Source organism: Dactylosporangium sp. NPDC049742, from assembly GCF_040674675.1.
Taxonomy (GTDB): Bacteria; Actinomycetota; Actinomycetes; order Mycobacteriales; family Micromonosporaceae; genus Dactylosporangium; species Dactylosporangium maewongense.
The window spans coordinates 56987-82935 of the sequence record NZ_JBFANF010000046.1; the positions used below are offsets into that span (position 1 = coordinate 56987).

Sequence of the window (25949 nt, forward strand, 5' to 3'; positions counted from 1 at the left end):
ACCCACCTGACCGTGCGCAAACGTGGTCGGCCCACCCAGGCGTGAGCGGCACCGCAACGGGCATGGAGTGAGGGCATCGCGGCGGGCAGGAGTGGGCATGAGTGGGGCGAAGGGTGGGCTCATCCGCCGGATGGTGCTGGCGACGTGCGTGCTGGTGGTGTTCGTCGGCGGAGCGTTCGCGACGCTGCTGGTGTCGATCAGCGAGAACCGGGAGACGGCCCGCCTGTCCCAGCGCTCGCACGCGCTGTTCGCCGCCGCCGACCAGGTGAACCGGCACACCATCGAGCTCCGCGCGGCCCAGGAGTCCTACGCGCTGTCCGGCGACAAGGAGTTCCTCACCAGGTGGCAGACGGCGCACACTGCCCTGGTCGAGTCGAACCAGCACCTCGAGGCCCTCGCCACCACCGACAGCCAGCGGCAGCAGACGGCGCAGATCGCGCAGACCAGCACGGCGTTCGCCGACGAGGTCTCGCGGCCCGCGGTGGAGGCGGCGCAGCGCGGCGACGCCGGCGCCAAGTCGGCATCGGTGCTGCTGGAAGGGGACCGCCGCATCGACCAGCTGCACGCCGACCTCAGCGTGCTGCGGTCGACGGAGCGGGACGTCATCCAGGCCCGCGACACGGAGACCGCGGCGACGGCCAACCGGGAGATGATCGCGATCATCGCGGGGATCGCCGGGTCGGCGCTCGCCATCGCGCTCGTCGGCGGCTACCAGACCCGCCTGCTGGTGCAGCCGATCCGCCGGGCCGCCGCGATGGCCGACCGGCTCGCCGGCGGCGCCCTGGGCACCCGCATGCCGGAGACCGGCAAGGCGGAGATCGGCCGGCTGGAGCGGTCGTTCAACGTGATGGCGGCGGCGCTGCAGCACAGCGTCGGGACGCAGTCTGCGCTGCGGCGGGTCGCCACCCTCGTCGCCCACGGCGGCACCCCGGGTGAGGTGCTGGCGGCGGTCGTGGAGGAGCTGGGGCGGCTCGTCGGCACGGGTGCGGCGCGGATCGTGCGGTTCGAGGCCGACGGCACCGCGACCGTCGTCGCGGCCTGGGGGGCTCCGGACCCGGAGATGCCGGTCGGCGCGCGCGTGTCCCTGGGCGATGACACCGCCACCGGCATCGTCCAACGCACCGGGCAGACCGCCCGGATGGGCAACTTCGACGGGGCGACAGCGCTGGTCGCCATCCACGCGCGGGAGCTCGGCGCGCACGCGTCCGTCAGCGCCCCTATCAGCGTGGCCGGCCGCCTCTGGGGCGCGGTGACGGTGTTCGCGATGGGGGATCAGCCGATGCCGCCGGACGCCGAGGAACGCCTCACGGCGGCCACCGACCTCATCGGCACCGCCGTCGCCAACGCCCAGGCCCACGACGACCTCGCCGCGTCGCGGACCCGGGTGGTGCTCGCCACCGACGAGGCCCGCCGGCGCATCGAACGCGACCTGCACGACGGTGTCCAGCAGCGGCTGCTGTCGCTCGGCCTCGACGTCCGCCGGATCCAGCACACCGTGTCGGCGCGGCAGCCGGAGCTGCGCGCGGAGCTGTCGGAGGTGGTGGACGGGATCAACGGCACCGTCGACGACGTGCGGGAGATCTCGCGGGGCGTGCACCCGGCGATCCTGACCGAGGGCGGCCTGAAGCCGGCGCTGAAGGTGCTCGCCCGGCGGTCGGCGGTCTCCGTGGACGTCCACTTCGACCTGGCGGACCGGCTGCCCGGGCCGGTCGAGGTCGCGGCGTACTACGTGGTCGCCGAGGCCCTCGCCAACGCCGCGAAGCACGCGCGCGCCACCCGTATCGAGGTGCGCGGGGCGGTGCGGGACGGCCGGCTCGACGTGTCCGTCCACGACGACGGCGTCGGCGGCGCGGACCCGGGCCGCGGATCGGGGCTCGTCGGGCTCGCCGACCGGGTCGAGGCGCTCGGCGGCACGATCCGGGTCGACAGCCCCGCGGGCCGCGGCACCCATTTGCGGGTACAGCTGCCGCTTTTGCACACCTGAACGCTTCTTAACCCCTTTCGTGCACCCCTTTCCCGCTCCCTCGATCATTGCCGACTGTCAATATCAACGCCGTGACGGCAATGACGCTCACGTATGCTTCGGGCTGTTCGGGCCACGCGTCCCTCACCCGACCGGGGAGCAACAGCCGATGAGTCAGGTCCTCCGCCGTAACGCGGCGTTTCTCGTCCTGGTGGCGCTCGCCGCCGCCAGCGCCGCCGTGGTGTGGTTCGTCCTGCCGCACGACCGCGAGGTCAAGTCCCTCGGGATCTTCCTGTTCAAGCTGCTGCCGTTCGTGTTCGCCGCGGAGGCGATCGCCCGCCTCGACGTCGAGCTGGCCCGGCGGCTGCACCTGGTGCGGATCCTGATCCCGGCCGCGTTCTGCGTGTTCTTCCTGTACTTCGTGCCGAAGATCTTCTTCTACCTGGACGATTTCCCGACCGTCTATTACCACATTCTCGTGCTGACCCCGATCGTCATCATGTCGCTCACCCTCGCGTACCGGCTCGGCGGCGGCACACCCGGCAACGTCCGCCGGATCGCCTACGCGATGCTGCTCATCATGGTCTCCGGCCTGGAGGACCTGGCGTTCCTGACGGTCAACGACCACACCGACCCGCAGTGGGCGACCATCCCCGACGTGTGGACCTGGGCGTCGCACATGACGGTGTTCCTCGGCCACCCGCCGACCAAGTACGAGGCGTACGCCTTCATCGCCGTCCACGTCGTCCTCGTCATCTTCGTGCTGACCGCGCCCGACCGGTGGTTCCGCCTCGGCCGGGCGAAGGGCGACGCGCAGGCGCCGGCGGCGACGCAGTCCACCAGCGTGTGAGGAGACGGGCCATGCCGACAGCGACGTCGCTGGTCACCGGGGGCGCCGGGTTCATCGGCGCGAACGTGGCCCGTTGCCTGCTCGCCGGTGGTCACCGCGTCGTCGTCCTCGACGACCTCAGCGGCGGATCGCCGTACAACGTCCCCGACGGCGCCGTGTTCCGGCGCGGCAGCGTCTGCGACCCGGCCGTCGTCGACGCGCTCTTCGCCGAGTTCGGGTTCGACTACGTGTTCCACTTCGCCGCGTACGCCGCCGAAGGGCTCAGCCACTTCATCAAACGGTTCAACTACACCAACAACGTCCTCGGCAGCGTCACCCTCATCAACGCCGCCGTCAACGCGGGCACCGTCCGCTGCTTCGTGTTCACCTCGTCGATCGCCGTCTACGGCAGCAACCAGGTGCCGATGAGCGAGGAGCTGGTGCCGGCGCCGGAGGACCCGTACGGCATCGCGAAGCTCGCCGTCGAGCAGGAGCTGCGGGTCACCCACGACATGTTCGGGCTGCCGTACGTCATCTTCCGGCCGCACAACGTCTACGGCGAACACCAGAACATCGGCGACCGGTACCGCAACGTCATCGGCATCTTCATGAACCAGGCGCTGCGGGGCGAGCCGTTCACCGTGTTCGGCGACGGCGAGCAGGTCCGCGCCTTCACCCATATCAGCGACGTCGCGCCGGTCGTCGCCCGGTCCGTGACCACCCCGGCCGCCTACAACGAGACGTTCAACATCGGCGGCGACAGCGTGTACTCGCTCAACGCGCTCGCCCGCGCCACCGCCGCCGCGATGGGGGTGCCGCTGCGGGTCACGCACCTGCCCGCCCGCAACGAGGTCCGGCACGCGTACGCCGACCACACCAAGGTGCGCAAGTGCTTCGGCCTGGACGAGGGTGAGGTGCCCCTCGAGGCCGGACTCGCGACCATGGCGGCCTGGGTGCGCGGGCAGGGGCCGCGCGAGCCGTCGGTGTTCGACGCGATCGAGGTGCGGCGCAACCTGCCGCCGTCATGGCGGGCCGTGCTGCGCGACTGAGGTCATTGTCCGAGGTGTACGGGGAGGTCGCATGCGTGAGATCCCACGGCAACGGGCCGGCGAGCCGGCGCCCGCTTCGCTGACCGCGTTCATCCCGTGCTTCAACGAGGAGGGGCAGGTCGACGAGGTCCACGCGACCATCGACGCCGAACTGTCCGGCTACCCCGGGCTGGAGATCCTGTTCGTCGACGACGGCTCCACCGACGGCACCCTCGCCAAGGTGAAGGCCCTCGCCGCCCGGGACCCGAGGGTGCGGTACGTGTCGTTCTCCCGCAACTTCGGCCTGGAGGCCGCGCACGGCGCCGGGTTCCGCTACGCCGGCGGTGAATGGGTCGTGCAGCTCGACGCCGACCTGCAGTCACCGCCGGCCGAGGCGCCGAAGCTCATCGCGAAGGCCCTCGAAGGCTACGACGTGGTGTACGGGATCCGCCGCGAACGCCACGACCCGCTCTTCCGCCGCCTCGGGTCCGCGGCGCAGCAGCGCCTCGCGCAGCGGCTCTTCGGCGTCGACCTCGTCTACGGCTCGTCGGTGTTCCGGGTCGTGCGCGCCGCCGTCGCCCGCCGCGCCGTCGACCTGCGGCTCGCCACCCCGTACTTCGTCGCGACGATGCCGCTGCTCGGGGCCCGCTGGGCGACCGTCGACGTCGCGCACCGGCAGCGGCAGGACGGCGGGTCGCGGTGGGCGGTGTGGCGGTTGTTCTCGCACAGCGCCGAGCTGTTCTTCGGCTTCTCGCTGCGGCCCCTGGTCTGGCTGTACGCGGCGGTCGCCTGCGCGGTGCCGGTCGTGATCGCCGCGGGGCGGCCGGGCGTGGTGGCCGGGGAGGTGGTGCTGCTCGCCGCCGTCGGGATCCTCGCCGCCTACGTGCACCGTCTCGTGCGCGGCTCGGTGCGGCCCAGGCTGTACTACGTGCGGGAGGCCAACGTTCCCATCGATCCGGGGGACATGCTGTACGCGGCACCCCCGGCGGCTGCCGTCTCCGGCCGCTTCATCGAGAGGGAGGCCGCCTCCGGCCGTCTCGCGGAGACGGAGGCCGCGCGATGATGCTCATCCTGGGGGCGAGCGAGGACCAGCTGCCCGTCTACCTCGAGGCCCGCCGCCGCGGCATCCCCACCATCGGTGTCGACATGCGCACCGACCGGCCCGCGTACCCGTACGCCGACGTGTGGCTGCCGGTCAGCATCAAGGACCACGAGGGGATCGTCGCCGCGCTCGACGGGCGCCGCCCGACCGCCGTGGTCGCCGCGGCGAGCGAGGCCGGCCTGTGGACCTGGCACGAGCTCAGCCACCGCTACCGCCTGCCGTTCCGGTTCCCCGCCGCCGCGGCCCGCGCGTCGCTGGACAAGGCCGCCTTCCATGACGTCGTGCGGGCGACCGGCGTCCCCGGGTACCACTGGCGGCGCAGCGCCGACCGGGCCGTCCTGGCCGCCGCCGCGCACGACATCGGCTTCCCTGTTGTCGTCAAGCCGCCGGACACGTCCGGCAGCAAGGGCATCACCCTCGTCTCGCAGGCTTCGGAGCTGCCCGGCGCGTTCGACTACGCCGCCCGCTTCACCACGCCCGGCGGGCCGCTGCTCGTCGAGGAGTTCGTGTCGGGCCGCAACCTCACCGTCGACGTGTTCATGCGGGCCGGACGGGTCGCGTTCGCCGGCATCACCGAGAAGCGGATGGTGCCCGGCCCGCGCTTCGTCATCGGCGGGCACGCCGCCCCCGCCACCATCGGCCTGGCCGTCCGCGGCCGGCTCGTCACCGCGGCCGGCCGGCTGTGCCGCGCGATCGACCTGTTCGACGGCCCCGCCAACTTCGATGTCATCCTCCGCGCCGACGGCTCGTTCGCCGTCCTGGAAGCCAACGCCCGCCTGTGCGGCAACGCCTTCCCGTTGCTGATGCGGCACATGTACGGCGTGGACACCGTCGCCGCTCTCGTCTCGATGGTCCTCGGCGAGCCGTTCAACCTCACCCCGACCCAGGAGCACGCGGGCATCATCCACGTGCTGGCCTCGCCGCTGCCCGGCGACGCGATCCTCACCGCGGTCGGCGGCGTCACGGAGGCCCGGCAGCTGCCCGGTGTCGTGTGCTGCGAGGTGTACGCGGAGCCGGGCGCGACCGTCCACCCGTTCGACCAGGCCGCGAACAAGATCGGCTACCTCGTCGTCACCGGCCCCGATCCGGCCACCGCCCAGGTCCGCCTGGACGCCGCCCTCGCCGTGCTCCGGCTGGAGTTCACGGCGAGGGTCCCGATCGGCCAACTGGGTCAGTCGACGAGCGTGGTCGTCCACAGCGACAGCGAGTAGGAGCTGCCGGCCACGGTCATCGCGCCGACGATCCGGGCGTACTCGCCGAGAACCAGCCGGTGCGTCTGGTCGCCCTTGACGGTGATGGAGAGGGCGCTGTGCCCGACGTCGTCGATGGTCTCCCGGCCGAGGGTGACGCCCGGCAGGCCGGTCAGGATGCGCAGCAGCGCCGACCGCAGCACCGGCGGGACGATCACGTCGGCGGTGCGGGCGAGGTCACTCACCAGGTTCCAGGCGAACCAGGCCCGCACCTCGTCGGTGCAGCCACCGGGCGGGCACGGCGCGTCCAGCAGCATCGTGCGCAGCCGGCCGGGGTCGGCGGCCAGGCCCGCCAGGTACTCGGGTGTCGGCTGGCGCAGCGACGGGCCGTCCTTGGCGAACGTGGTCCGTTGCTGCTGCACGTACTCGGCGGCGGTGGTGGTCAGGATCAGCCCCTCGGGTTCGTACAGCGACGTCTCGGTCCGGCGGATCCCGTTGTCGAACAGCCGCACCTCCGACCTGATGTGCTGCCCCGCACGGACCTCGGCCGCCGCCGGGCCGGCCATCGCCAGCCGGACCAGCGCGTCGACCGGGCGCGCCCACTCCTCGGCCGAGGCCGGCAGGCTCGGCGTGCCCGCGCCCCCGGGCCGCAGCGGAGCCGTGTCGGTGCCGCGGGCGACGAGCGCGACGGCGACGACCAGGCCCACCACGACGACGCCGGCGAGCGCGGGCGCCCACGACCGGATGGGTGAGCGTCGTGCGGCTCGTTCGCCGGTGCCGGCGAGCACCCGTGCCCGGGCGCGGGCCAGGTTGGCCGGCTGGTCGAACCGGGCCCGGAGCGCGCGGATCGCATCGATGTCACGAACGTCGTTCACGATGTGCTCCCAGAGTCAGCGTCAGAGTCGGAGTCGGGCGGTAGGTCGATCGCGGCGCGGACGCTCGCCCGGGCCCGGCTGAGCGCGGACCGCACCGAGCCGATCGGGATGTCGAGCGCCACGGCGATCTCGGCATAGGACAGCTCGGCGATCGCGAACAGCAGCAGGACGTCACGCTGGCGGCGCGGCAGCGCGGCGAGGGCGCCGGCGAGCCGGCGGCCGGTCCTGGTCGCGTCGACCCGTTCCGCGCTGCGGGTGTCGTGCGAGTCGACCACCCCCGTCGCACCGCCGAACGGGTCGACGCCGGCCCTGGCGAGGGCGCGGTAGGCCCGCACCTCGTCCCGCCGGTGCCGGCGCAGCAGGTTGGTCGCGATGCCGTACAGCCAGGCGAGGGGCTCGCCGGGCCCGGCGATACGGTCCCGGTGCCGGTGCGCGACCAGGAACACCTCGGCGACGAGGTCCTCGGCGGCGACCGGGCCGACGCGGTGGGCGCAGTACCGGTAGACACGCTCGCTGTATGCGTCGAACAAGGCCGCCACATCCGGTGGCGAGACGTCACGCGCCCCGGTCGTCAGTGCGTTCATGCCCTGTTTCTGCCCGGAGGGTCCCTGGAGGTTCCCCGGCCGCTGATCCGTCAGGCCGCGGCCGACCGGTTGACGGCGACCGCGGGCGCGTATTCGCTCTGCACGAGCTGGCCCTTGCCGCCGGCGGTGAGCGGGATCCGGTCGCTGAGCCGCATCTCCAGCGGCAGGTCGCCGCCGGCCCGTTCCCGCAGCGTCCGCTCGGTGCCGGCCAGCACGGTCTCGGCGGGCCGCGTGCCGTCCGGCACCACATGGACGCGGATCGTCCCGGCCGCGTCCTGCCGCACGAACATCTCCGCGACGCCCGGCTCGTACATCGCGACCCCCAGGAACACGTCGCCGAAAACCTTCCGGCCGTTCGGCAGGACCACGGCGTCGTTCATCCGTCCGCTGGTCAGCTTCAAGGTGCGGAACCGGCGGCCGCACGCGCACGGGTCCGGCTGGATCGCGCCGATGTCGCCGAGCGCGTAGCGGACCAGCGGCATCGCGCGCTCGCCGAACGCGGTCACCACCACCTGCCCCTCCTCGCCGTCGGGCAGCACGGTCCCGTCCTCGCCGACGATCTCGACGAGCACGCGGTCCTCGGCCAGGTGCGCCCCGCCGCGGTGGCACTCGAAGGAGATGTTCAGCGTCTCGTACGCGGAGTACTCGTCGCGGACCGGCACCCCGAGGCGCTCCTCCAGCATGGCCCGGCACGCCGGCACCAGCAGCTCCGACTCCGTCAGCACCAGCCGCAGGTCCTTGCGCAGCGCGGCCCGCTGCTCGTCGGTCATCGTCCGTACCAGCTCGCGCAGGTGCACCGGGTAGCCGATCAGCACCTTCGGGCGGTACGCCAGCAGCCCTGCGACCCAGTCGGCCGGCGGCGTCGTGGTCAGGATGACGTGCCGGCGGAACAGGCCCACCTTCTCCACCAGGCGGCCCGGCATCGGGAACGGCTTGAGGTGCGCGAGCCGGTCCCAGGGCAGATAGCGGCGGGTCGCGAAGAACCGGCGCACGCACGCGGCCATGTGGTAGTCGTGCGCGTTCATGTCGTGCCAGCCGGTGACCCGGTGCCCGGTGGTGCCGCTGCTGGAGAACTCGACGCATCCGCCCGTGTCGACGCCGTCCGCGACGAACTCCCGGTTGGGTGTGGCGCGCATGACCGCCTTGGTCAGCAGCGGCAACCGGGCCAGGTCCTCGATACCGGCAAGCCGCGGCAGCCTGCCACGGTAGTACGGCACGTGCGCGTTCGCGTGGGCGAGGAACCGGTTCAGCCGGTGCAGCTGGAACCGCCGCAGCCCCGACCGGGTGCCGTACTGCCGCAGCAGCGTCACCGGCACGTACGCCATCTCACGCAGCAACATGGACGTCCTCCTCGACGAGGGTGCGGCGGGCCGGCCGGGCGCGCTTCCCCAGCCGGACGTGGAGCGTGGCGGCCTGCGCGATCTCCGCGGCGGCGAGCGCGATCAGCAGCCCGACGCCGCCGCTGTACGGGACGGCGACGAGCCCGGTGACCGCCGCGGCGGCCAGGCCCATGGCGGCGGCCAGGCCGGTGATCCGGGGTGACCGGGCGTCGGAGTTCTCCACCAGGTAGCCGGCGAAGATGGTCGCCACCAGCATCGGGGTCCGGGCGGCGAACAGCACCGCCCACAGCACCACGCCCTGGCGGGCGTCGGTGGCGGACACCAGTACACCTGCGGCGGCGACATACGCGAGGTCCGCGGCGATCACCCAGCGCGTGATCCGCCGGGCCGCGTCCCTGCCCGCCGCGCCGTGGGCGCCGAGCAGCCGCACCGACGCCCACGGGGTGTAGACGCGCAGCAGGTACAGCAGGAAGTTGATCCCGGCGGACCAGACGACGTCGACGGCGACGAACGGTCCGACCTGGTCCTTCCACGCCGACACCGTCAGCAGCGCCACGAGAACGCCGGTGCACAGGTACATGCACACCTCGGGGCCGCCCATCAGCGCCACCGTGCACCAGATCCGCCGCAGGAACGCCGGCCGGTGCCTGATGGCGAGCGACGGCCGGCCGAGCCGCACCAGCAGCAGCAGGCACAGCACGGTCTCGGTGCCGACGAGCGCGGCGACGTACCCGAGCGGGCCGAGCCCGAGCGCGACCAGGCCGAGCAGCACCCCCTGCACGACGGTCAGCAGGAAGAACGCCCGGGCGTCGTACCACGGCCGGCCCACCGCCCGATGCAGCCCGACCAGCAGCAGCAACGTCCCGGTCATCGTGCACAGCGCCGCGACACCCAGGAACACCGCGACCGGCCCGCCCGGCGCGACCAGCGCGGCGACCACGAACGCGACGAGCGGCGGCACCGGCAGCACCCACAGCAGCGCGGCGGCGGCACGGAGGATGAGCGGCCCGGTCCGCGGCGCCCGCGGCAGCAGCTTCAGGACCGTCTTCTCCGGTCCGGAGACGAGCAACGCGACGACCCACGAACAGATGGCGACGGCGCCCGCGTAGGTCGCATACCGCTCGGTGCCCCACAGCGGCAGCAGCGCGATGGTCGCCACCAGCTGCGCGGCCCGGTACGCCCCACGGCCCGCGAGCAACGAGACGACGGTCCGCACCCCGATCCGCTCCATCCCGTCCAGTCTCCACACCCCATGGGCATCCGTCTATGCGTGCCGGGTGTCCACTCTCTCGGCGCTCGTCCCGTTGCCGCTCGTCCCGTTGCCGCTCGTCGCGCCGTGGTACGTCGGGCTCCGGTTCGTCGCGGTGTGGTCCGTCGAGCTGTGGTCCGTCGGATTCAGGTTTGTCGGTTCTGGTTTGTCGGGCCCTGGTTCTTCGGGCTCTGGTTCCTCGGGCCGCTCTATACGGCGCGCGCGGTGTTCGCCGTGCGCCTGCCGCCCTCGGCAATTTCCGGATTGTCATTACCGGCAATCGCGGTCTTCGCGTGGGCGACCCGGGCGTCGGGGTGGCCGAGCGCGTCGAGCAGCGCGGCGGCGCGCAGCCAGGCGGTGCGGGCCTCGACGGTCCGGCCGAGCGCGGCGTACGTGTCGCCCAGGTGGCCCGTCACGACCGCCTCCTGGTAGCGGTCGCCGTGCTCACGCAGCAGCGCCGCGGCGCGCCGGTAGCATTCGACCGCCTCGTCGGGCATGCCGCTGCGGTGCCGGGAGTACGCCAGAGTATCCCACGTGATGCCCTCGCCGTGCCGGTCGCCGAGCCGGCGGTGCAGCTCGATCGCCTGGGCGCAGCAGGCGAGCGCCTGCTCGTGCTCGCCGAGGTGCGCGAGGTGCCAGCCGAGCGCGTTGAGGGTCTGCGCGCGCCCGTGGTCGTGGCCTGCCGCCTCGAACATCGCCAGCGCCCGCCGGTCGTCCGCCAGCGCCCGGCCCGGCTCGCCCTGCCACGCCGACACCCGGGCCAGCCCCCGGAACGCGAACCCCTGCCCGGCCAGGTCTCCGAGCCGCCGCGACGCCTCGAGCGCCGCACGCAGCTGGTCCCGCGCCTGATCGAAGCAGCGCAGCCAGGTGTACGCCCGGGCCAGCCCTCGCAGCGAGTGCGCGATCGCGGCGTCGTCGCCGAGCCGCTGCGCCGACCGCAGCGCGGTGCGGTGCACGTCGGCCTGGGCGTGCCAGTCGCCGCGCTGGTCGAGCACGTACACCAGCGCCCACGCGAGCTGCCACGCGTGCCGGTCGAACCCGGCGCCGGCCGCGTACCGAATCGCGGATGCCAGCACCTGGTCCTCCGCCGCGAACCACGCCAGCGCGGCCCGCCGGTCCGGACACGCCTGCGCCCCGACGCCCGGCAGCGGGTCCCGCAACGGCTCCAGCCGCAGCGCCGCCGCACAGGCCTGCCGCACGTAATGGTCGAGCAGCCGCTCCACCGCCGGCCGCGCGCCGTCGGTCCCGGCGGCGAGCTCCATCCCGTACAGGCGGACCAGGTCATGCATCCGGAATCGCCCCGGCGTCTCCTCGGCCAGGAGGTTCGCGTCGAGCAGCTCCCGGACCGCGGGCCGCAGCGCCGCCGGCCCGCACCCGCTCATGCCGGCGGCCGCCTCCGCGCCGATGTCAGGCCCGGGCGCGAGGCTCAGCCGCCCGAACAGCGCGCCCGCCGCGGCCGACAGGTGCCGCACCGAACCGGCGATGGCCGCGCGCAGGCTGACGGCAAGGTCCCCGGCGTCGAGCGCGTCGAGCCGGGTCCGCCGGGCACGCAGCTCGTTCACGAGCGTGGCGAGCCGGCAGTGCGGGTCGGTGGCAGCCCGCGCCGCGACAATTCCCAATGCCAGGGGTAGCCCGCCGCACAGCGGCAGCAACGCCAGGACAGACTCCGGCTCGGCCTCCGCCCGCGCCGCCCCGAGCCGCGCCCGTAAGAGTTCGGCCGCGTCCGGATCGGTCATGCACTCGAGCGTGACCGGATGCGCGCCGTGCGCGGCGACGAGCCCGGTCAGCCGCCGCCTGCTGGTCACCAGCACCGCGACCGTCGGCGTCCCCGGCAGCAGCGGCACCACCTGCGCGCTGTCGTGAGCGTTGTCCAGCAGCACCAGCATCCGCCGGTGCGCCACCAGCCTCCGGAACAGCATCGCCTGCTCCTCCGGCCCCGCCGGCAGCGCATCCGCGGCAACCCCGAGCGCGGTCAGGAACATCCGGGTCGCGACCGACGGGCACAGCGGCTCCCCGGCCGGATCGAACCCGCGCAGGTTCACGTACAACTGCCCGTCGGGAAACATCCGCCGGTGCTCATGCGCCCACCGCAACGCCAACCACGTCTTGCCGATCCCGCCGGCCCCACCGATGACGACAATCCCGCTGGTCGCGTTCGCCGCGTCGGTACCGTCAGCGCCCGCCTCACCACCGAGGCCACCCTCTCCGCTGGCGCCCCGCAACGCCATCGTCAGCTCCGCAAGCTGCGCCTGCCGCCCACTGAACACCCCCGGCGACCCCAACACCCCCGGCACGCTCGCAACCCCGAGCCCCGCAGGCAAAACCTGAATTCCGCGCCCATCCTGCACGCTGACCGCGACCCGCGTGCTCAACGTCCCGCGACCATCGAGCTGCTCAACCGCCGCAGGCGGGTTCGACGCCCCGCGCCCACCGAGCTGCTCGACCGCCGCGGGCGGGTTCGACGCCCCGCGCCGATCGTGCGGCTCGAAGGCTGCGGGCCTGCCCGGCGCGCCAGGCACGTCCTGCGCGCCAGGCACGTCCTGCGCGCCAGGCACGTCCTGCGCGCCAGGCACGTCCTGCGCGCCAGGCACGTCCTGCACGCCGGGTTCGCCGGACGTGTTCGGTTCGCCGGACGCTCGCTGCCCACCAGCCGTGACGGACACATCCGGCAAGGCTCGCGCGCCGTGCACGGCAGCTGCGGGAAACGCATTCGCCCCACTGGCAGCGCTCGACCCGCCACCTGTGGTCGACCGGTTCGCTGCGCCCGGCCCGTCGGCGGTGGTTGATCCGTCGGCTTCGCTCGATTCGCCTGCTACCACCGACACGTTCGAGGGTTCCTGCCGGCTGGGGGTGCCGTCCACGTCCATCGGACCCTGTGCCGTCGGGCGGTCCGGCGTGTTGTCGACCGGCCGCGCCGCCGGTGTGCATGGGTTGGGCTCGTCCACCTGTATGGTCGGGGTGCCGGGTGTCTCCGTTGCGAGCGGTGTGCTCCGGGAGCTCCGCCTGACCGGCAGGTGGGCGGTGGGTCGCTGATCGCTGGTTGTGGCAATGCCGTTGGTGGCGGGTGTCTGCGGGTCATTACCGATTAGTGGATTGTCGGTAATGGCAATGCTGGAAAGCGGTGGGGACAGGGCCGGGTCGGCCTGCAGGATCTGGCGGTGCAGGCGGCGCAGCTGCTCGCCGGGCTCGATGCCGAGCTGGCCGGCCAGCTGCCGGCGCAGCCCATCGTAGCGGCCGAGCGCCTCGCCCCGGCGGCCGCAGCGGTACAGCGCCAGCATCGCCGACGCCGTGATCGCTTCGTCGAGCGGGTCGGCGTCCGCGCGGTCGAGCAGGCCGTCGACGACCGACGCGTGCCGTCCGAGCCGCAGCGCGAGATCGTCGCGGCGCTGTTCGGCGGTCCGTCGGCGCCGGTGGAGGTCGCGGCGGACCGTGTTCAGCCAGGGGGTGTCGAGGCAGCCGAAGGCGTCGCCGGTCCACAGGCGCAGCGCCTCGTCGAGCAGCGAGGCCGCCGCCGGGACGTCGCCGGTGCCTGCCGCGCGGCGGACGAGATCGTCGAACAGGTGCAGGTCCACGGCGAGCGGCTCGATCTGCACCACGTACCCGGACGGCCGGCGCACGACCGTCCACCCACCGGGCGCCAGGCTCTGCCGCAGCCGAGACACGTAGCTATACAGCGCCTCCCGCGGGTGGCGGGGGAGCCGGTCGCCCCACGCCCGGTCCAGCAGCACATCGGCGGGGACCGGGCGCCCGGGCTCGACCAGCAGCGCCGCCAGCACGCACCGCTGCCGCTCGTGCCCGATGTCGACGTCCACAGTCCCGCCGCGATCGCCCTCGGTCCACGCCCCCACGTCGCCCAGCAACCGGATTCGTATCACCGTCATTCACCTCCCGTCGCCATGACGCACGTGCATCCCGGCATTGCGGGAGCCCTGTGTCGAGAAGCCGACGGGTACATTCGGCCGCGGCCGGCGCGGCGGCGATCTCACCGCCGCGCGCCGGCGCCGCCCACGATCGCGGCGAACGCCCGGTTGCGGTCAGGCGCCGAGACCCGCGGAACGGGCCATGTGGGCGGCGTACCAGGTCGGCCAGTCGTCGTCGTGGTGGCCGAGCTCCTTCTCGTACTCGCCGTGCGCGGTGGCCGCGTCCCGCAGCGCCCGCTCGACCTCGGCGACCGACTCGTACACGACCTGGCTGACCCGCCCGGGCTGCCGGGAGGTGACCTCCTGCAGCACGAACGTGTTGCCGTCGGGGTCCTCGAAGGACAGGAACGAGCCGTACGACTGCCGCTGCGGATGCGGTCCCGCGACCCGGGCCGTCGTGCCCGCGTGATGGAACACCCCACCCGCGTCGTGGAACACCTCGCTCACCGCGACCCCGCGCGCCGCCAGGTCGTCGTGCGCGGCCACGATGTCGTCGACGACCAGGTGCACGCCCTTCGCCGACCCGGGCGCCGCGTCCGTCACGCCGGACCCGACGATGATCGACGCCGCCGAGCCGGGCGGGGTGAAGTGCACGACCCGGAACCCTTCCGGCCCGCTGAAGTCGACGTCCTCCCGGAACCCGATCCGCGTGTAGAACTCCTTCGCCCGGTCCACGTCCGAAACCGGCAGCACCACGATTTCGAGCTTGTAGTCGACCATCTGTCCGCTCCTTCTTGCCGTACCCCCGCGATGCCCCACGGCATCTGCTGAAGACTGTCGCGCGGAAGCACCCGGGGTCGCCCCAGTGGAGGCCCTGGCGGGCACCCGGGTCGGGCCCCGGTGCACACCGGCGGCGCGGGGCGGGCGGAAGTCCGGAAACGGAACTGCGACATGTCGGGCGTTCGGAGACAGGCCCGAAACAATGATGGGGGACGCTGCATGGCGTGGAGATCCTGGTGGTGACGGGTATGCAGCCGGTGGGGCGGGTGTTGCCGGCGTTGGACCTGCTGACGCACGGTCGGCGGGTCGCGGGATACGACGTGCAGGCGTGCCTCACCGGGACAGAGCCGGACGTGGTGCTGGTCGACGCGCGCCGGCAGCTGGCGGAGGCGCGGGCCTTCTGCCGGGCGGTGCGCGGTTCGGCGGTGCGGACGCCGGTCGTCGTGGTGGTCGAGGAGGCGGGGCTGGTCGCCGTCGCCGCCGACTGGGGCTTCGACGACGTGGTGCTGGCCGGCGCCGGCCCGGCCGAGATCGACGCGCGGCTGCGGCTCGTGACGCAGGCGGCGGCGGTCGCGGCGAAGGCGGCCACGAGCGTGATCACGGCGGGTGCGCTGCACATCGACCCCGACACGTACGCGGCGAAGCTGAAGGGCCGGGCGCTGGACCTCACCTACAAGGAGTTCGAGCTGCTGCGGTTCCTGGCGCGGCACCCCGGCCGGGTCTACACCCGTGACCAGTTGCTGCGGGAGGTTTGGGGGTTCGACTATTTCGGTGGCCACCGGACCGTCGACGTCCACGTGCGGCGACTGCGGGCGAAGCTCGGCAGCGAGTACGAGTCGATGATCGGGACCGTGCGCCAGGTCGGCTACACCCTGGTCCTGCCGCCCCGCCCCGAGCTCGAGCCGCTGGCCGAGGCGACGGAGCCGGTGTTACAGCGGGCGTGACCCGGTAGGAGCTGTGCGGCGGGTCACATCGGGGCGTGTCACGTTCCGCTGGAGCGGCACGTCTGACAGCGCATGTTCGCAACCTATGTCACGCTCACGATCGTCGCCGCGTTCTTCGCCGGGAGCGCCGCCGTCACGTACCTCATCGGCCACGACTACCCGAAGGCCCAGGCGGAGATGAAGCGCCTGCCGCAGTCGTGGGTGCCGCGGCTGGGAGCGACCCTCGCCGCCGGGTCGCTGGGGCTGCTCGCCGGGTTCGCGGTGCCGATCGTCGGGACTCTGGCCGCGGCCGGCCTGGTGCTGTACTTCACCGGGGCGCTGATCGCGCACCTGCGGGTAGGGTCGCGGCAGCTCGTCGGGTGGGCGGTGTTCTTCGTGACGATGGTGGCCACGCTCGTCGTGAACGTGGCCTACCACTGGTGACCGGCGGCGCCATGGTCCGCACACCATGAGCGCGCCACCCACTCTCACCACCTCCAGCGTATGGCGGCCGGCGACCACCCGGCGACCGAACGCGATACACCTTTGTCGCGGCCGGGTACGGTGCCCCGCATGGGGATGTACCTCGTCGACGTCCGGCCCGGGAACTGGGAGCACGCGACGCAGCTCGACCGGGCCCTCGCGGAGCGGGGGCTCGGTGCGTACCCGGGTCCCCGCCAGGAGACAGCGGACCGCTTCGAGGAGAAGCTGTCGCCGCCGATGGACGGCTTCGCCGAGCTGTGCGAGCGGCACGGCGCCACGGACGTGCTGGAGGCCGCCCTGTTCGTGCCGGTGCCGTTCGACGGGCTGATCACCCTGCCGGTCGGCAACGCGTACGACGACGAGCGCACGGTGGTGCTCAGCTCGCACCGGCTCCGGGACCTGGTGGCACCGCTCGTCGCCGACGTCCGGCTGCCGTCGCCCCTGCCGCGCGGCCCGCTCGCGCTCGTTACCGGCATCGACGATCCGGTTGCGTTCTATGTGGCGATGTACCGGCAGGCGGCGGAGCACTCGCTGCGGCACGGCTGCCCGCTCACCTACATCTGAGGTTCCCCGACCGGCCCAGGTCATGGGCGGGCGGCCCCGGCGGCGGGCCGTCCGTCCTGGTTGCGGGCCTCGATCGCGGCGACGGTGCTGCGCAGCGCCTTGCGCAGCTGCCCCTTGGCGACGCTGCCGAGCAGGACGCCGATGATCCGGCCCTTGAGGTTCCTGCCCTCGCGGACCACGACCGCGTCGACGGCGGTGGTGCCGTCAGGGCGCCTGGTCAGCGTGTACGTGTGGCCAGACGCGCCTCCCCACACGTTGGAGTCGGTGGTCCGCATCGTCACGCGGTGCGGGTCGGACCAGTCGTAGCGCAGGCGCTCCCACACGCCGCCCGAGCCCTCGGTGACGTCGGCGTGGTCGGGGCCCAGCTCGTGCACCTTGAGGTACTCGTCGGAGCTGGCGGGGAACAGCCGCTGGCGGGCCGGGCCGAAGTCGGTGAGCCCGGCGACGAACTGCTCCGGCGTCGCGGTGGTGGTCTCGCTGAGGTGGATGGTGGACATGTCGCGCTCCTGTTCATCGGCTGCCGACAACTGCATCGGCCACCGACAGCGTGCCCGGCCCGGGTGGTCCTTCGGACCCGTGGAACACCCGGGCCGGCACACTGGTGACACCGGACCGCTCAGGCGAACGCGCAGGTGACCGCCGGGGCGGGGTTCGTGGTGGCCCAGCTCGCGATGAACCCGAACGACGTGGACCCGCCGGCCGGCAGCGCACCGTTGTAGGCGGCGTTGCGCGCCGTGGCGACCGCGCCGGCCTGCGTGACGGTGGCGTTCCAGGCCTGGCTGACCTGCTGCCCGCCGCTGAACGTGAGCGTCGCCGTCCACGCCGAGGACGCCGCCGCCGACGCGTTCCGGACGGTGACCTCACCCTGGAACGCGCCGCTCCACTGCGAGACCAGCTTGTACTCGGCGACGCACTTCGCGCCGCCGGCGGACGGCGACCCGGACGGCGACGCGGACGGCGACCGGGACGCGGAGGCCGACGCCGAGGGCGACCGGGACGCGGAGGCGGACGCCGACGGTGACACCGACCGGGACGGTGACGGCGAGACCGAACGGGAACCGGACGGTGACGGCGTGACGCCCGAGAGGACCTGCGTCACGGCCGGGAACCAGCGGTCGGCCATCTTCTGGAAGCCGGCGTCGTTGGGGTGCACGCCGTCGCCGGTGTCCGTGGCCGCGTCGAACCCGGTCCACAGGTCCGCGACGACGATCGGCGACTGCGCGGTCGTCAGCCCCGCCGCCCACCCGGGGATCGCCGCGTTCAGCGCGACCACGTCCGCCGGGCAGGTCGCGCACGCCGACGCGCTCATCGGGATGATCTGCGCGACCACGATCCGCACCGCCGGGTTCTGCGCTCGCATCTGGCCGACCAGCTTCGTGAACGCGGCCAGCTTCGTGGCGGTCGGGATGTACCCGCCCCACATGTCGTTCGTGCCGAGATGCATGAGCACGACGTCGGGCCGGGCCGCCGCCAGCCACGGCGGCAGCTGGTTGTTGTCGGCGATCCCGGTCGCCGAGAAGCCGCCGTGACCCTCGTGGTCGAAGTCGTAGGCGTACCCGGGATTGCACCCGCCGCCGTCGGACACCCCGCCGACGAAGTCGATGTTGGTGTATCCGCTGGTCTGCAGCCGGTGCCACAGTTTGGCCCGCCAGCACCCCGGCCCGGCGGTGATCGAGTCGCCGAGCGGCATGACCCGCACGGCCGCCGCCGCCGACACGGCCGGACGGGCAACGACGAAGGACGCCACGACAAGGAACGCGGCGAGGGTGGCGTACATGATGGAACGCAGCGACATGAGAGCACACTTCCTAGGCAAGACGGACGTGCAACAGCACCTGCCCGGCTCCCATGGCATCGCGCGCCGTCGATGCTACCGCACCCCGCTCTCGCGTCGGCGTCCGCGGCGCCGGTACGGTGTGCCGCCATGGGCGCTCTCGGGCTGCACCTCGGCCTCACGATCCCGCCGGCCGCCGGCGACGTACTGCTCCGCGACGTCTGGGACGTCCTCGCCGACCGGATGGCCCGCTTCGCCGACACCGCGCCCAGCGAGGAGATCCTCGCGTACTACCTGGCGTTCCAGTCCTCGGACGGCCTCGCCGACGGCACCTGGTCCGCCACGGCCGGCGCCCTGCAGTTCGCCTTCACCGACGCCGCCGGCCTGTGCGTCGTGGAGATGTACGCCTGCCACCACTGGACGTCCCTGACCGTCCTGGACCGCTGGCCAGCCCTGACCGCCCTGGCCGCAGACCATGGCACGGACCTGGTCCCGCCGTTCGCCACGGACGCGGAGACGGTATTGCGCGAAACCCTGGCGGGCGGCGCCGACCGGGTCTTCTTCCACCACTTCACCGACGAGCACCACGAACGCCTCGGGCACGCCCTGACGACCGAAGCCCCGCAGGACGACCACGAACTGCGCTTCTACGCCCTCGACGAGGCGACCCGCGCCCTGAAGGACACCGGCGCCGACCGCCCGCGCCTCACCGACCTCATCGCCACCGGCCGGTGCGCCTGCGACGTCTGCCAGAACCTGCGCTACTTCCGCGACCTGCCCCGCGCCCGCAACCAGCACGAGTAGCGAGCCACCGTGACGCCATTGTGGACGGTCTTACCTAGCAGTACTATGCATCATACTTCTAGGGCATCCAGGGGTGGTCCTGATGAAAGTGGCGAAGGACCTGGTCGCGGCGTCGGCGACGCCGATGGTGCTCGGGATTCTCGCTGAGGGCGACAGCTACGGCTACGCCATCCTCAAGCGGATCAACGAGCTGTCCGGCGGGGAGCTGGACTGGACCGAGGGACTGCTGTATCCGTTGCTGCACCGCCTCGAACGGCTCGGGCACGTCGAGTCGAACTGGAAGGCGGTGACCGGCGAGCGGCGGCGCAAGTACTACCGGATCACCGAGCAGGGGCTCGCGGAGCTGGCGGAGCAGCGGCGGCAATGGGACACCGTCGTCGACGCGTTGCGGGAAATCTGGCGGGCCCCGCTGGCCGTCGCGCCGGTGGAGTGCCCGTCATGACCGAGTTCGAAGCGTTGGACGGGCCCGACGAGGCCCTCGAAGCGCAGATCGCGCAGTGGCGGGAGTACGTCGAGCGGCGCCGCGAACTGAAGACCGCCGACGCCGACGAGCTCGAGGACCACCTCCGCGGATCCGTCGACGAGCTGACCGAGGCCGGGCTGAGCGGCGACGAGGCGTTCCTGGTCGCGGTCAAGCGGATGGGCAGCCTCGACGAGCTGTCCCGCGAGTTCGCCCGGGAGCACTCCGAGCGGCTGTGGAAGCAGCTGGTGCTGACCGGACCGGACGACGACGCGGCCGCGGGCGACACGGGGTCGCGGAAGACGCTGTGGGTGATGGCCGGCTGCGCGGCCGGGGCCGCGGCGACGTTCAAGCTGCCGGAGCTGTTCGGGGCCGACCTCGACGAGGACGGCGTGTTCTACGCGACGAACATCAGCCTGTTCGCGCTGCCGTGGCTCGCCGGGTTCCTCGCCTGGCGGCGGCGGGCCCGGCCGGGACTGATCGCGCTGATCGCCGCGCTGTTCGTGCTCGGCGCGGCCGCCGCCAACGTCTACCCGCTGGACGAGGGGTCCCAGTCGCTGGTCATCACCGCCATCCACCTGCCCATCGCGCTCTGGCTGGTCGTCGGGCTGGCGTACGTCGCGGACGACTGGCGCTCGACCCGCCGGCACATGGACTTCATCCGGTTCACCGGCGAGGTGGTCATCTACTTCGTGCTCATCGCGCTCGGCGGCGTGGTGATGGTCGCGTTCATGGTCGGCACGTTCAAGGCGATCGGCGTGCAGCCGGAGCGGTTCGTCGTCGAGTGGATGGTCCCGTGCGGCGCGATGGCGTCGGTCGTCGTGGCCGGGTGGCTCGTCGAGGCGAAGCAGAGCGTCGTGGAGAACATCGCGCCGGTGCTGACCCGGCTGTTCACGCCGCTGTTCACGGCGGTGCTGGTCGCGTTCCTGGTCGCCGTGGGGGTGACCGCGGCCCGCATCGACGTGGAGCGTGAGGCGCTGATCCTGTTCGACCTGCTGCTGGTCGTGGTGCTGGGGCTGCTGCTGTACTCGATCTCGGCGCGGGACCCGCTCGCCCCGCCCGGACTGTTCGACAAGCTGCAGCTCGCGCTGGTCGTGAGCGCCCTGGCCATCGACGCGCTGGTGCTGATCGAGATCACCGGCCGGGTCACCGAGTTCGGCACCACGCCCAACAAGGCCGCGGCGCTCGGCGAGAACGTGATCCTGCTGGTCAACCTGGCCTGGTCGGCGATCCTGCTGCTGCGGTTCATCCGGCGGCAGGGCCGGTTCGCGGCGCTGGAGCTGTGGCAGACCCGCTTCCTGCCGGTGTACGCGGGCTGGGCGTGGGTCGTGGTCCTGATCTTCCCGCCGGCGTTCGCCTTCATGTAAGGGCGTCGGCCGCGCCCGGTTCGGGTGCCGCGGGGAGCAGCACGGTGATCGTGGTGCCGGTGCCGGGGTGGGTGCACGGGACCCCGGTGGGCTGCGGGTGATGGTGTTCCGCGGCGGAACACCAGCGCAGCCACCCGCCGTGCGCGGTGACGATGGCGTCGACGAGGGACAGGCCGAGGCCGGTGCCGGGGGTGGTGCGGGCGGCGTCGGCACGGGCGAAGCGCTCCGCGGCGTGCGGCAGGAACTCGGCCGGCATGCCCGGGCCGGCGTCGTGGACGGTCAGCCGCACCCAGCCGTCGGTCGTGGAGACGGCGACGGTGACAGGTGCGGCGCCGTGGCGCAGGGCGTTGTCGAGCAGGTTGGTGAGGATGCGGTCGACGCGGCCCGGGTCGATGCGGACCGGCGGCGCGGGGCCGAGGTCGGTACGTACGGCGTCGTCGGTGAGGCCGGCGGCGGTGCGGTGCCGCCGCACGGTCGGCGCGACCGTGCGGGCGAGGTCGGTCGGCGGGGTGCCCGCCGCGGGTGCGGGCTGCACGCCGACGTCCAGGAGGGAGTCGGCGAGGGCGATGAGCCCGGCGGTGTCCGCGGCGGCGGCGCGCAGCGCCTCCTCCAGCTCGGCGGCGGGGCGCGGACGTCGCAGGGCCAGCTCGAGCTCGGCGGCGAGCAGGGTGAGCGGGGTGCGCAGCTCGTGGCTGGCGTCGCTGACGAAGCGCCGCTCCCGCTCCAGGGCCGCGTCCAGCGCGGCGAGCATGTCGTTGAGGGTGCGACCGAGGCGGGTGAGCTCGTCGTCGCCGGCGGGGACGTCCAGGCGTACACCGGCGGCGCCGTCGGTGATGCGGGCGGCCTGGGCACGGTACCGCTCGACCGGGTCGAGCGCCGCCCGCGCGAGACGGTAACCGACGAACGAGGCGACCGCCAGGGCGGCGAGGTTCGCGAGCGCGAGCTGGGCGATGAGCTCCCGCAGGGCCTCGTCGCGCTGGTCCCGGCGCACGGCGACCACCACGACGGCCGGCCGCCCGGCCGGCGGTGCCGGGTCCGTGGACAGCGGGGTGGCCAGGACCCGCAACGGTTCGGGGCTGATCGGCAGCAGCGTGCCGTGATCGGCGCGGACCGGGCCGCGCCGCGCGGCCGCGACCTGCCCGGCGGTGAGCAGCGGCCGCCCGGCCAGGCCGGGGCTGGCCTGCAGGACGGTCCCGGCAGGGTCGAGGATCTCGTACAGGCCGCCGGAGACGACGGCAGGGTTGCGCGGGCCGAGCGTCCCGTCGTGCAGGGCGGCGGTGACCGCGGCGCTCTCGGTGGCGAGGTCGGCGTCGAGACGGCGGTCGAGGGCGTACTGCACCCGCAGGTACACGAACCCGCCCGCCCCGGTGAGCACGACCAGCATGGCCGCGGCGAACCCGGCGATGAGCCGGACCCGCAGCGGCAGCCGCCGCCACCGCACCGACCCGGGCGCCACCTCAGCCGCCACCTCAGCCGCCGTCCGGGCGTAACCGGTAACCGGCGCCGCGCAGGGTCTCGATGGCGTGCCGCCCGAACGGCTTGTCGACCTTGCCGCGCAGGGTGGCGATGTACACGTCGATGACGTTGGAACGCAGGTCGGTCTCGCCGTCCCACACCTCGTCGAGGATCTGGTACCGCGTGACGCACTGCCCGGCCCGCGCCATGAGCAGCGCGAGGATGTCGAACTCCCGGGCCGACACGTCGATCTCGGTGCCGCCGCGGGCGACCCGGCGGGTGGCGGGGTCGAGGGTGAGGTCGCCGGCCGTGAGCGTGGCCGAGGCCGCGTCGGCGCTGCGCCGGTGCAGGGCCCGCAGCCGGGCGAGGAGCTCGTCGAACGAGAACGGTTTGGTGAGGTAGTCGTCGGCGCCCGCGTCGAGGCCCGCCACCCGGTCGGGGACCTCACCGCGGGCGGTGAGCATCAGCACCGGCACCCGGTGCCCGGCCTGCCGCAGCCGCTGGCAGACGGTGACGCCGTCCAGGCCGGGCAGCATCACGTCGAGGACCACGGCGTCGAAGTGGCCACCCGCCGCGGCGAGCAGCCCGTCCGGGCCGGTGAACCGGGTCTCGGTGTCGTGGCCGGCCTCGGTCAGGCCGCGGGCGAGCAGCTGAGCGAGGCGCCGCTCGTCCTCCACCACCAGTACGCGCATGCCGCCCAGTGCACCATGCCGCCGCGGACGTTCATCCGCTTTTCATCTTCGGCGGCCTGCCGTCCGATGGCCGGGTGGTGCGCGGCCCGCATTATCTGCGGCCTGCCGTGCGGCTTCATGTCTGTTTCATGTCGCCTCCGTACCGTCGGCGGCCATGAGCGATGTGCTGGCGGTCAACGCCGTCGACCTCACCAAGACGTTCGGCCCGCTGACCGCGGTCGACCACATCAGCCTGCAGGTCGCCCAGGGCGAGGTCTACGGCGTCCTCGGCCCCAACGGCGCCGGCAAGACCACCGTGCTGCGCATGCTGTTCGGCCTCATCCGCCCCGACAGCGGCGTCCTCGAGGTGTTCGGCCGTTCCTGGCCCCGCGACGGGGTGCGGACCCTGGACGGGGTGGCCGGCTTCATCGAGAGCCCGAAGCTGTACCCCGGCCTGTCCGGACGGCGTAACCTGCAGCTCCTCGCGGGCCTCGACGGTCTGGACGGCGCGACCGCGACCCGGCGGGTCGACGAGGTCCTCGACACCGTCGACCTGCTCGGCCGGGACCGGGAGAAGGTCCGCGGCTACTCCTTCGGCATGCGCCAGCGCCTCGGCGTGGCCGCCGCCCTGCTCCGCGCGCCCCGCCTGCTGGTCCTGGACGAGCCCGCCAACGGCCTCGATCCCGCCGGCATCCGCGACATGCGTGCCCTCGTCAAACGCCTCGCCGGAAGCGGCATGACGGTCCTGCTGTCCAGCCACGACATGGCCGAGGTCGAGCAGATCTGCGACGACGTCACCATCATGCGGGCCGGCCAGGTCGTCTACCACGGCTCCATCGCCGGCCTGCGCGACCGGGCGCCGGCCCCGGCGCACCGGCTGACGACCACCGACGACGAGCGCGCCGCCGTCTTTGCGAGTGCCCGCGGCCTCGAGGCCGAGCTGGCCGTCGGCGGCCTCGCGGTCCGCGGCGACGAGAAGGCGCTCGACGCGCTCATCGCCGACCTCGTCGGCGCGGGGATCGGGCTGCGCGGCCTGGCCATGTCCGAGACGCCCCTGGAGGCGCTGTTCTTCATGCTCACCGAGCGCGCGTCCACCGAGCCCACCGCGTCCACCGATCCCTTTGCGGCCACCGCCGACCAGGGCCGTCACGCCGTCACGTCCGGAGCCCGCCGATGACCCACACCGACACCGGCCGCGACGCTGACACCGGCCGCGACGCTGACACCGGCCGCGGCGCTGACACCGGCCGCGGCGCTGACACCGGCCGCGACGCTGACACCGGCCGCGGGGCCGACGCCGTCGCGACGCACACCGCCGGCCACCACGCGCCGGCCCGCCGCCCCGGCACCCTGACCGTGCTGCGCTGGGAGGTCGCGAAGCTCGCCGCGCAGGCCCGCGCCCGCTACCTCCTGCTGGGGTGCCTGATCGTCCCGCCGGTCATCGTGGCCGTGTTCACCGGCCAGCAGCCGCCGTCGGACACCATCTACGGCCGGCACATCCACGAGAGCGGCCTCGCCGACGCGCTGCTCATCCTCGCCTTCGCCCACCAGTGGCTGCTGCCACTGCTGGCGTCGCTGGTCGCCGGGGACATCTTCGCCAACGAGGACGGCCACGGCACCTGGAAGACCATCCTGACCCGCTCGGCGAGCCGCGGCCAGATCTTCGCCGCCAAGATGCTCACCGCCGCCGGCTTCAACCTCCTCGCCCTGCTCGTCCTCGCCGCCAGCACGATCGCGGGGAGCCTGCTCATCGTCGGCACACAGCCGCTGCCCGGCCTGTCCGGCCAGCTCATTCCGGCCGGGACCGCGCTGCCCCTGGTCGCCGCCGCCTGGGCGACGGCGATCGCGCCGCTGCTCGGCTTCACCGCGCTGGCCCTGCTGCTGTCGGTACTGTCGCGCAATCCCACCGCCGGGGTCGCCACACCGGTCGTGCTCGGCTTCGCCATGCAACTGCTGTCCACGCTCGGCGGCCTCGACCTGGCCCGGCGGCTCCTGCTCACCACGGGCTTCGAGGCCTGGCACGGCCTGTTCACGCAGCAGCGGTTCACCGGCCCGATCGTGCAGGCCGGCGCCGTCGCCGCCGGCTGGGCCGCGGTGTCCCTGCTCATCGGCTACCTGGCGCTGCGCCGCCGCGACGTCATCGGAGGCTGACCGACATGCACCGCACCACGTTGCGCATCCGCAGGCTCGGCCCGGCCGCGGCGGTCCTCGCCGTCGTCGCGGCCGTGTTCGCCGCCACCGCCGGCCACGGCGGCGAGGACATCACCAAGCCCCGCCTCGAACGCGCGATCGCCCCGACGTTCGCCAACCTCTACGTCCAGCGCTCCGCGATCCTCGGCAAGACCGGCGTCACCGTCGCCTCGATCGACGCGCACGCCGCCTGCGACCGCGGCGGCCCGAAGGTGCCCGACGCCGGACCGGGCGCCAACTGGATCTGCATGATCACGTTCACCGACGACGCCGGCCAGCGGCAGGACGGCAAGTTCGAGGTCACGGCCAACGCCGACGCCACCTACGTCGCCGGCGGCCCGTCCAAACTGGTCGGCCTGGCCACCATCACCGACACCCGCGGCGTCGACGTGACCAACCCGGCGTTCGAGTTCGACGGCGCGTTCGACCCCGACAGCTGACCTGCGCCGCGGGGCACA

Annotated in this window: 24 protein-coding genes; 14 read left to right on the forward strand and 10 right to left on the reverse strand. The window is 73.2% G+C overall.

Going from position 1 to position 25949, the window contains the following annotated elements:
• Positions 1-97: 97 nt before the first annotated feature.
• The 5 genes from AB0J72_RS40475 to AB0J72_RS40495 all read left to right on the forward strand — a co-directional run bounded on the left by AB0J72_RS40475 (position 98) and on the right by AB0J72_RS40495 (position 6133).
• On the forward strand, positions 98-1984 hold the full coding sequence (locus AB0J72_RS40475) for a HAMP domain-containing protein (RefSeq protein ID WP_363409151.1): 1887 nt from the start codon (positions 98-100) through the stop codon (positions 1982-1984).
• Between the two features lie 148 nt (positions 1985-2132).
• Positions 2133-2813 (forward strand): hypothetical protein, encoded by a 681-nt coding sequence (locus AB0J72_RS40480; protein ID WP_363409154.1) that lies wholly within the window; start codon positions 2133-2135, stop codon positions 2811-2813.
• An 11-nt stretch (positions 2814-2824) separates the two neighbouring features.
• Positions 2825-3841 carry an NAD-dependent epimerase/dehydratase family protein gene (locus tag AB0J72_RS40485; RefSeq protein ID WP_363409157.1) on the forward strand — a complete coding sequence of 339 codons (1017 nt, stop codon included), beginning with the start codon at positions 2825-2827 and terminating at the stop codon, positions 3839-3841.
• A 31-nt stretch (positions 3842-3872) separates the two neighbouring features.
• Positions 3873-4883 carry a glycosyltransferase family 2 protein gene (locus AB0J72_RS40490; RefSeq protein ID WP_363409160.1) on the forward strand — a complete coding sequence of 337 codons (1011 nt, stop codon included), beginning with the start codon at positions 3873-3875 and terminating at the stop codon, positions 4881-4883.
• Positions 4880-6133 carry an ATP-grasp domain-containing protein gene (locus tag AB0J72_RS40495; RefSeq protein ID WP_363409163.1) on the forward strand — a complete coding sequence of 418 codons (1254 nt, stop codon included), beginning with the start codon at positions 4880-4882 and terminating at the stop codon, positions 6131-6133. Before AB0J72_RS40490 ends, AB0J72_RS40495 begins: the two co-directional genes overlap by 4 nt.
• Here AB0J72_RS40495 and AB0J72_RS40500 read toward each other — a convergent pair.
• The 6 genes from AB0J72_RS40500 to AB0J72_RS40525 form a co-directional block, all read right to left on the reverse strand.
• Positions 6094-6987, reverse strand: a complete 894-nt coding sequence (locus tag AB0J72_RS40500) for a hypothetical protein (RefSeq protein WP_363409166.1) — start codon at positions 6985-6987, stop codon at positions 6094-6096. The genes AB0J72_RS40495 and AB0J72_RS40500 overlap by 40 nt on opposite strands.
• Entirely contained in the window at positions 6984-7571 is a 588-nt protein-coding gene (locus AB0J72_RS40505) for an RNA polymerase sigma factor (protein WP_363409169.1), read from the reverse strand. The genes AB0J72_RS40500 and AB0J72_RS40505 overlap by 4 nt, the downstream gene beginning before the upstream one ends.
• 50 nt (positions 7572-7621) lie before the next feature.
• Positions 7622-8911 carry a hypothetical protein gene (locus AB0J72_RS40510; RefSeq protein WP_363409172.1) on the reverse strand — a complete coding sequence of 430 codons (1290 nt, stop codon included), beginning with the start codon at positions 8909-8911 and terminating at the stop codon, positions 7622-7624.
• Positions 8898-10142, reverse strand: a complete 1245-nt coding sequence (locus AB0J72_RS40515) for a hypothetical protein (RefSeq protein ID WP_363409175.1) — start codon at positions 10140-10142, stop codon at positions 8898-8900. The genes AB0J72_RS40510 and AB0J72_RS40515 overlap by 14 nt, the downstream gene beginning before the upstream one ends.
• Before the next feature lie 227 nt (positions 10143-10369).
• Entirely contained in the window at positions 10370-14035 is a 3666-nt protein-coding gene (locus tag AB0J72_RS40520) for a BTAD domain-containing putative transcriptional regulator (protein ID WP_363409177.1), read from the reverse strand.
• Positions 14036-14194: 159 nt separating this feature from the next.
• Positions 14195-14800 carry a VOC family protein gene (locus AB0J72_RS40525; protein WP_363409180.1) on the reverse strand — a complete coding sequence of 202 codons (606 nt, stop codon included), beginning with the start codon at positions 14798-14800 and terminating at the stop codon, positions 14195-14197.
• Positions 14801-15024: 224 nt separating this feature from the next.
• On the opposite strand from AB0J72_RS40525, the gene AB0J72_RS40530 reads away from it, so the two are divergent.
• The 3 genes from AB0J72_RS40530 to AB0J72_RS40540 all read left to right on the forward strand — a co-directional run bounded on the left by AB0J72_RS40530 (position 15025) and on the right by AB0J72_RS40540 (position 16770).
• A complete protein-coding gene (locus AB0J72_RS40530; RefSeq protein WP_363409183.1) occupies positions 15025-15744 on the forward strand; it encodes a response regulator transcription factor in 720 nt (239 codons plus the stop codon).
• A gap of 72 nt (positions 15745-15816) precedes the next feature.
• Positions 15817-16167 carry a DoxX family protein gene (locus tag AB0J72_RS40535; RefSeq protein WP_363409186.1) on the forward strand — a complete coding sequence of 117 codons (351 nt, stop codon included), beginning with the start codon at positions 15817-15819 and terminating at the stop codon, positions 16165-16167.
• 129 nt (positions 16168-16296) lie between these two features.
• Positions 16297-16770, forward strand: a complete 474-nt coding sequence (locus AB0J72_RS40540; RefSeq protein ID WP_363409189.1) for a hypothetical protein — start codon at positions 16297-16299, stop codon at positions 16768-16770.
• Between the two features lie 20 nt (positions 16771-16790).
• Here the strand turns inward: AB0J72_RS40540 and AB0J72_RS40545 are convergent, their stop codons facing one another.
• Together AB0J72_RS40545 and AB0J72_RS40550 are read right to left on the reverse strand one after the other, a co-directional pair.
• Positions 16791-17267: a hypothetical protein gene (locus tag AB0J72_RS40545; protein ID WP_363409192.1), complete on the reverse strand. Its 477-nt coding sequence runs from the start codon at positions 17265-17267 to the stop codon at positions 16791-16793.
• A gap of 119 nt (positions 17268-17386) precedes the next feature.
• On the reverse strand, positions 17387-18565 hold the full coding sequence (locus AB0J72_RS40550; RefSeq protein ID WP_363409195.1) for a cellulose binding domain-containing protein: 1179 nt from the start codon (positions 18563-18565) through the stop codon (positions 17387-17389).
• A 129-nt stretch (positions 18566-18694) separates the two neighbouring features.
• Between AB0J72_RS40550 and AB0J72_RS40555 the strand changes: the two genes are divergently transcribed.
• The 3 genes from AB0J72_RS40555 to AB0J72_RS40565 all read left to right on the forward strand — a co-directional run bounded on the left by AB0J72_RS40555 (position 18695) and on the right by AB0J72_RS40565 (position 21175).
• Entirely contained in the window at positions 18695-19348 is a 654-nt protein-coding gene (locus AB0J72_RS40555; RefSeq protein WP_363409198.1) for a hypothetical protein, read from the forward strand.
• A gap of 82 nt (positions 19349-19430) precedes the next feature.
• Positions 19431-19790, forward strand: a complete 360-nt coding sequence (locus AB0J72_RS40560; RefSeq protein WP_344505121.1) for a PadR family transcriptional regulator — start codon at positions 19431-19433, stop codon at positions 19788-19790.
• Positions 19787-21175 carry a permease prefix domain 1-containing protein gene (locus AB0J72_RS40565; protein ID WP_363409201.1) on the forward strand — a complete coding sequence of 463 codons (1389 nt, stop codon included), beginning with the start codon at positions 19787-19789 and terminating at the stop codon, positions 21173-21175. Before AB0J72_RS40560 ends, AB0J72_RS40565 begins: the two co-directional genes overlap by 4 nt.
• Here AB0J72_RS40565 and AB0J72_RS40570 read toward each other — a convergent pair.
• Entirely contained in the window at positions 21168-22643 is a 1476-nt protein-coding gene (locus tag AB0J72_RS40570) for a HAMP domain-containing sensor histidine kinase (RefSeq protein WP_363409204.1), read from the reverse strand. The genes AB0J72_RS40565 and AB0J72_RS40570 overlap by 8 nt on opposite strands.
• Position 22644: 1 nt before the next feature.
• The gene (locus tag AB0J72_RS40575; protein WP_363409207.1) at positions 22645-23322 is read right to left on the reverse strand and encodes a response regulator transcription factor; all 678 of its coding nucleotides are present in this window, start codon (positions 23320-23322) and stop codon (positions 22645-22647) included.
• Between the two features lie 154 nt (positions 23323-23476).
• Here AB0J72_RS40575 and AB0J72_RS40580 point away from each other — a divergent pair, with 154 nt between their 5' ends.
• Genes AB0J72_RS40580 through AB0J72_RS40590 form a run of 3 tightly spaced genes read left to right on the forward strand, consistent with a single transcriptional unit; the run spans position 23477 to position 25931 of the window.
• A complete protein-coding gene (locus AB0J72_RS40580) occupies positions 23477-24478 on the forward strand; it encodes an ABC transporter ATP-binding protein (RefSeq protein ID WP_363409210.1) in 1002 nt (333 codons plus the stop codon).
• Positions 24475-25452 carry an ABC transporter permease gene (locus tag AB0J72_RS40585; protein ID WP_363409213.1) on the forward strand — a complete coding sequence of 326 codons (978 nt, stop codon included), beginning with the start codon at positions 24475-24477 and terminating at the stop codon, positions 25450-25452. Before AB0J72_RS40580 ends, AB0J72_RS40585 begins: the two co-directional genes overlap by 4 nt.
• 5 nt (positions 25453-25457) lie before the next feature.
• Entirely contained in the window at positions 25458-25931 is a 474-nt protein-coding gene (locus AB0J72_RS40590) for a hypothetical protein (RefSeq protein ID WP_363409216.1), read from the forward strand.
• Positions 25932-25949 lie beyond the last annotated feature (18 nt).

What these genes read in the sequence shown, in the direction of transcription:
- AB0J72_RS40475 (WP_363409151.1), top strand. Translation starts at nt 98, where the DNA reads ATGAGTGGGGCGAAGGGTGGGCTCATCCGCCGGATGGTGCTGGCGACG.
- AB0J72_RS40480 (WP_363409154.1), top strand. Translation starts at nt 2,133, where the DNA reads ATGAGTCAGGTCCTCCGCCGTAACGCGGCGTTTCTCGTCCTGGTGGCG.
- AB0J72_RS40485 (WP_363409157.1), top strand. Translation starts at nt 2,825, where the DNA reads ATGCCGACAGCGACGTCGCTGGTCACCGGGGGCGCCGGGTTCATCGGC.
- AB0J72_RS40490 (WP_363409160.1), top strand. Translation starts at nt 3,873, where the DNA reads ATGCGTGAGATCCCACGGCAACGGGCCGGCGAGCCGGCGCCCGCTTCG.
- AB0J72_RS40495 (WP_363409163.1), top strand. Translation starts at nt 4,880, where the DNA reads ATGATGCTCATCCTGGGGGCGAGCGAGGACCAGCTGCCCGTCTACCTC.
- AB0J72_RS40505 (WP_363409169.1), bottom strand. Translation starts at nt 7,571, where the DNA reads ATGAACGCACTGACGACCGGGGCGCGTGACGTCTCGCCACCGGATGTG.
- AB0J72_RS40510 (WP_363409172.1), bottom strand. Translation starts at nt 8,911, where the DNA reads ATGTTGCTGCGTGAGATGGCGTACGTGCCGGTGACGCTGCTGCGGCAG.
- AB0J72_RS40515 (WP_363409175.1), bottom strand. Translation starts at nt 10,142, where the DNA reads ATGGAGCGGATCGGGGTGCGGACCGTCGTCTCGTTGCTCGCGGGCCGT.
- AB0J72_RS40525 (WP_363409180.1), bottom strand. Translation starts at nt 14,800, where the DNA reads ATGGTCGACTACAAGCTCGAAATCGTGGTGCTGCCGGTTTCGGACGTG.
- AB0J72_RS40535 (WP_363409186.1), top strand. Translation starts at nt 15,817, where the DNA reads ATGTTCGCAACCTATGTCACGCTCACGATCGTCGCCGCGTTCTTCGCC.
- AB0J72_RS40540 (WP_363409189.1), top strand. Translation starts at nt 16,297, where the DNA reads ATGGGGATGTACCTCGTCGACGTCCGGCCCGGGAACTGGGAGCACGCG.
- AB0J72_RS40545 (WP_363409192.1), bottom strand. Translation starts at nt 17,267, where the DNA reads ATGTCCACCATCCACCTCAGCGAGACCACCACCGCGACGCCGGAGCAG.
- AB0J72_RS40550 (WP_363409195.1), bottom strand. Translation starts at nt 18,565, where the DNA reads ATGTCGCTGCGTTCCATCATGTACGCCACCCTCGCCGCGTTCCTTGTC.
- AB0J72_RS40555 (WP_363409198.1), top strand. Translation starts at nt 18,695, where the DNA reads ATGGGCGCTCTCGGGCTGCACCTCGGCCTCACGATCCCGCCGGCCGCC.
- AB0J72_RS40560 (WP_344505121.1), top strand. Translation starts at nt 19,431, where the DNA reads ATGAAAGTGGCGAAGGACCTGGTCGCGGCGTCGGCGACGCCGATGGTG.
- AB0J72_RS40565 (WP_363409201.1), top strand. Translation starts at nt 19,787, where the DNA reads ATGACCGAGTTCGAAGCGTTGGACGGGCCCGACGAGGCCCTCGAAGCG.
- AB0J72_RS40575 (WP_363409207.1), bottom strand. Translation starts at nt 23,322, where the DNA reads ATGCGCGTACTGGTGGTGGAGGACGAGCGGCGCCTCGCTCAGCTGCTC.
- AB0J72_RS40580 (WP_363409210.1), top strand. Translation starts at nt 23,477, where the DNA reads ATGAGCGATGTGCTGGCGGTCAACGCCGTCGACCTCACCAAGACGTTC.
- AB0J72_RS40585 (WP_363409213.1), top strand. Translation starts at nt 24,475, where the DNA reads ATGACCCACACCGACACCGGCCGCGACGCTGACACCGGCCGCGACGCT.
- AB0J72_RS40590 (WP_363409216.1), top strand. Translation starts at nt 25,458, where the DNA reads ATGCACCGCACCACGTTGCGCATCCGCAGGCTCGGCCCGGCCGCGGCG.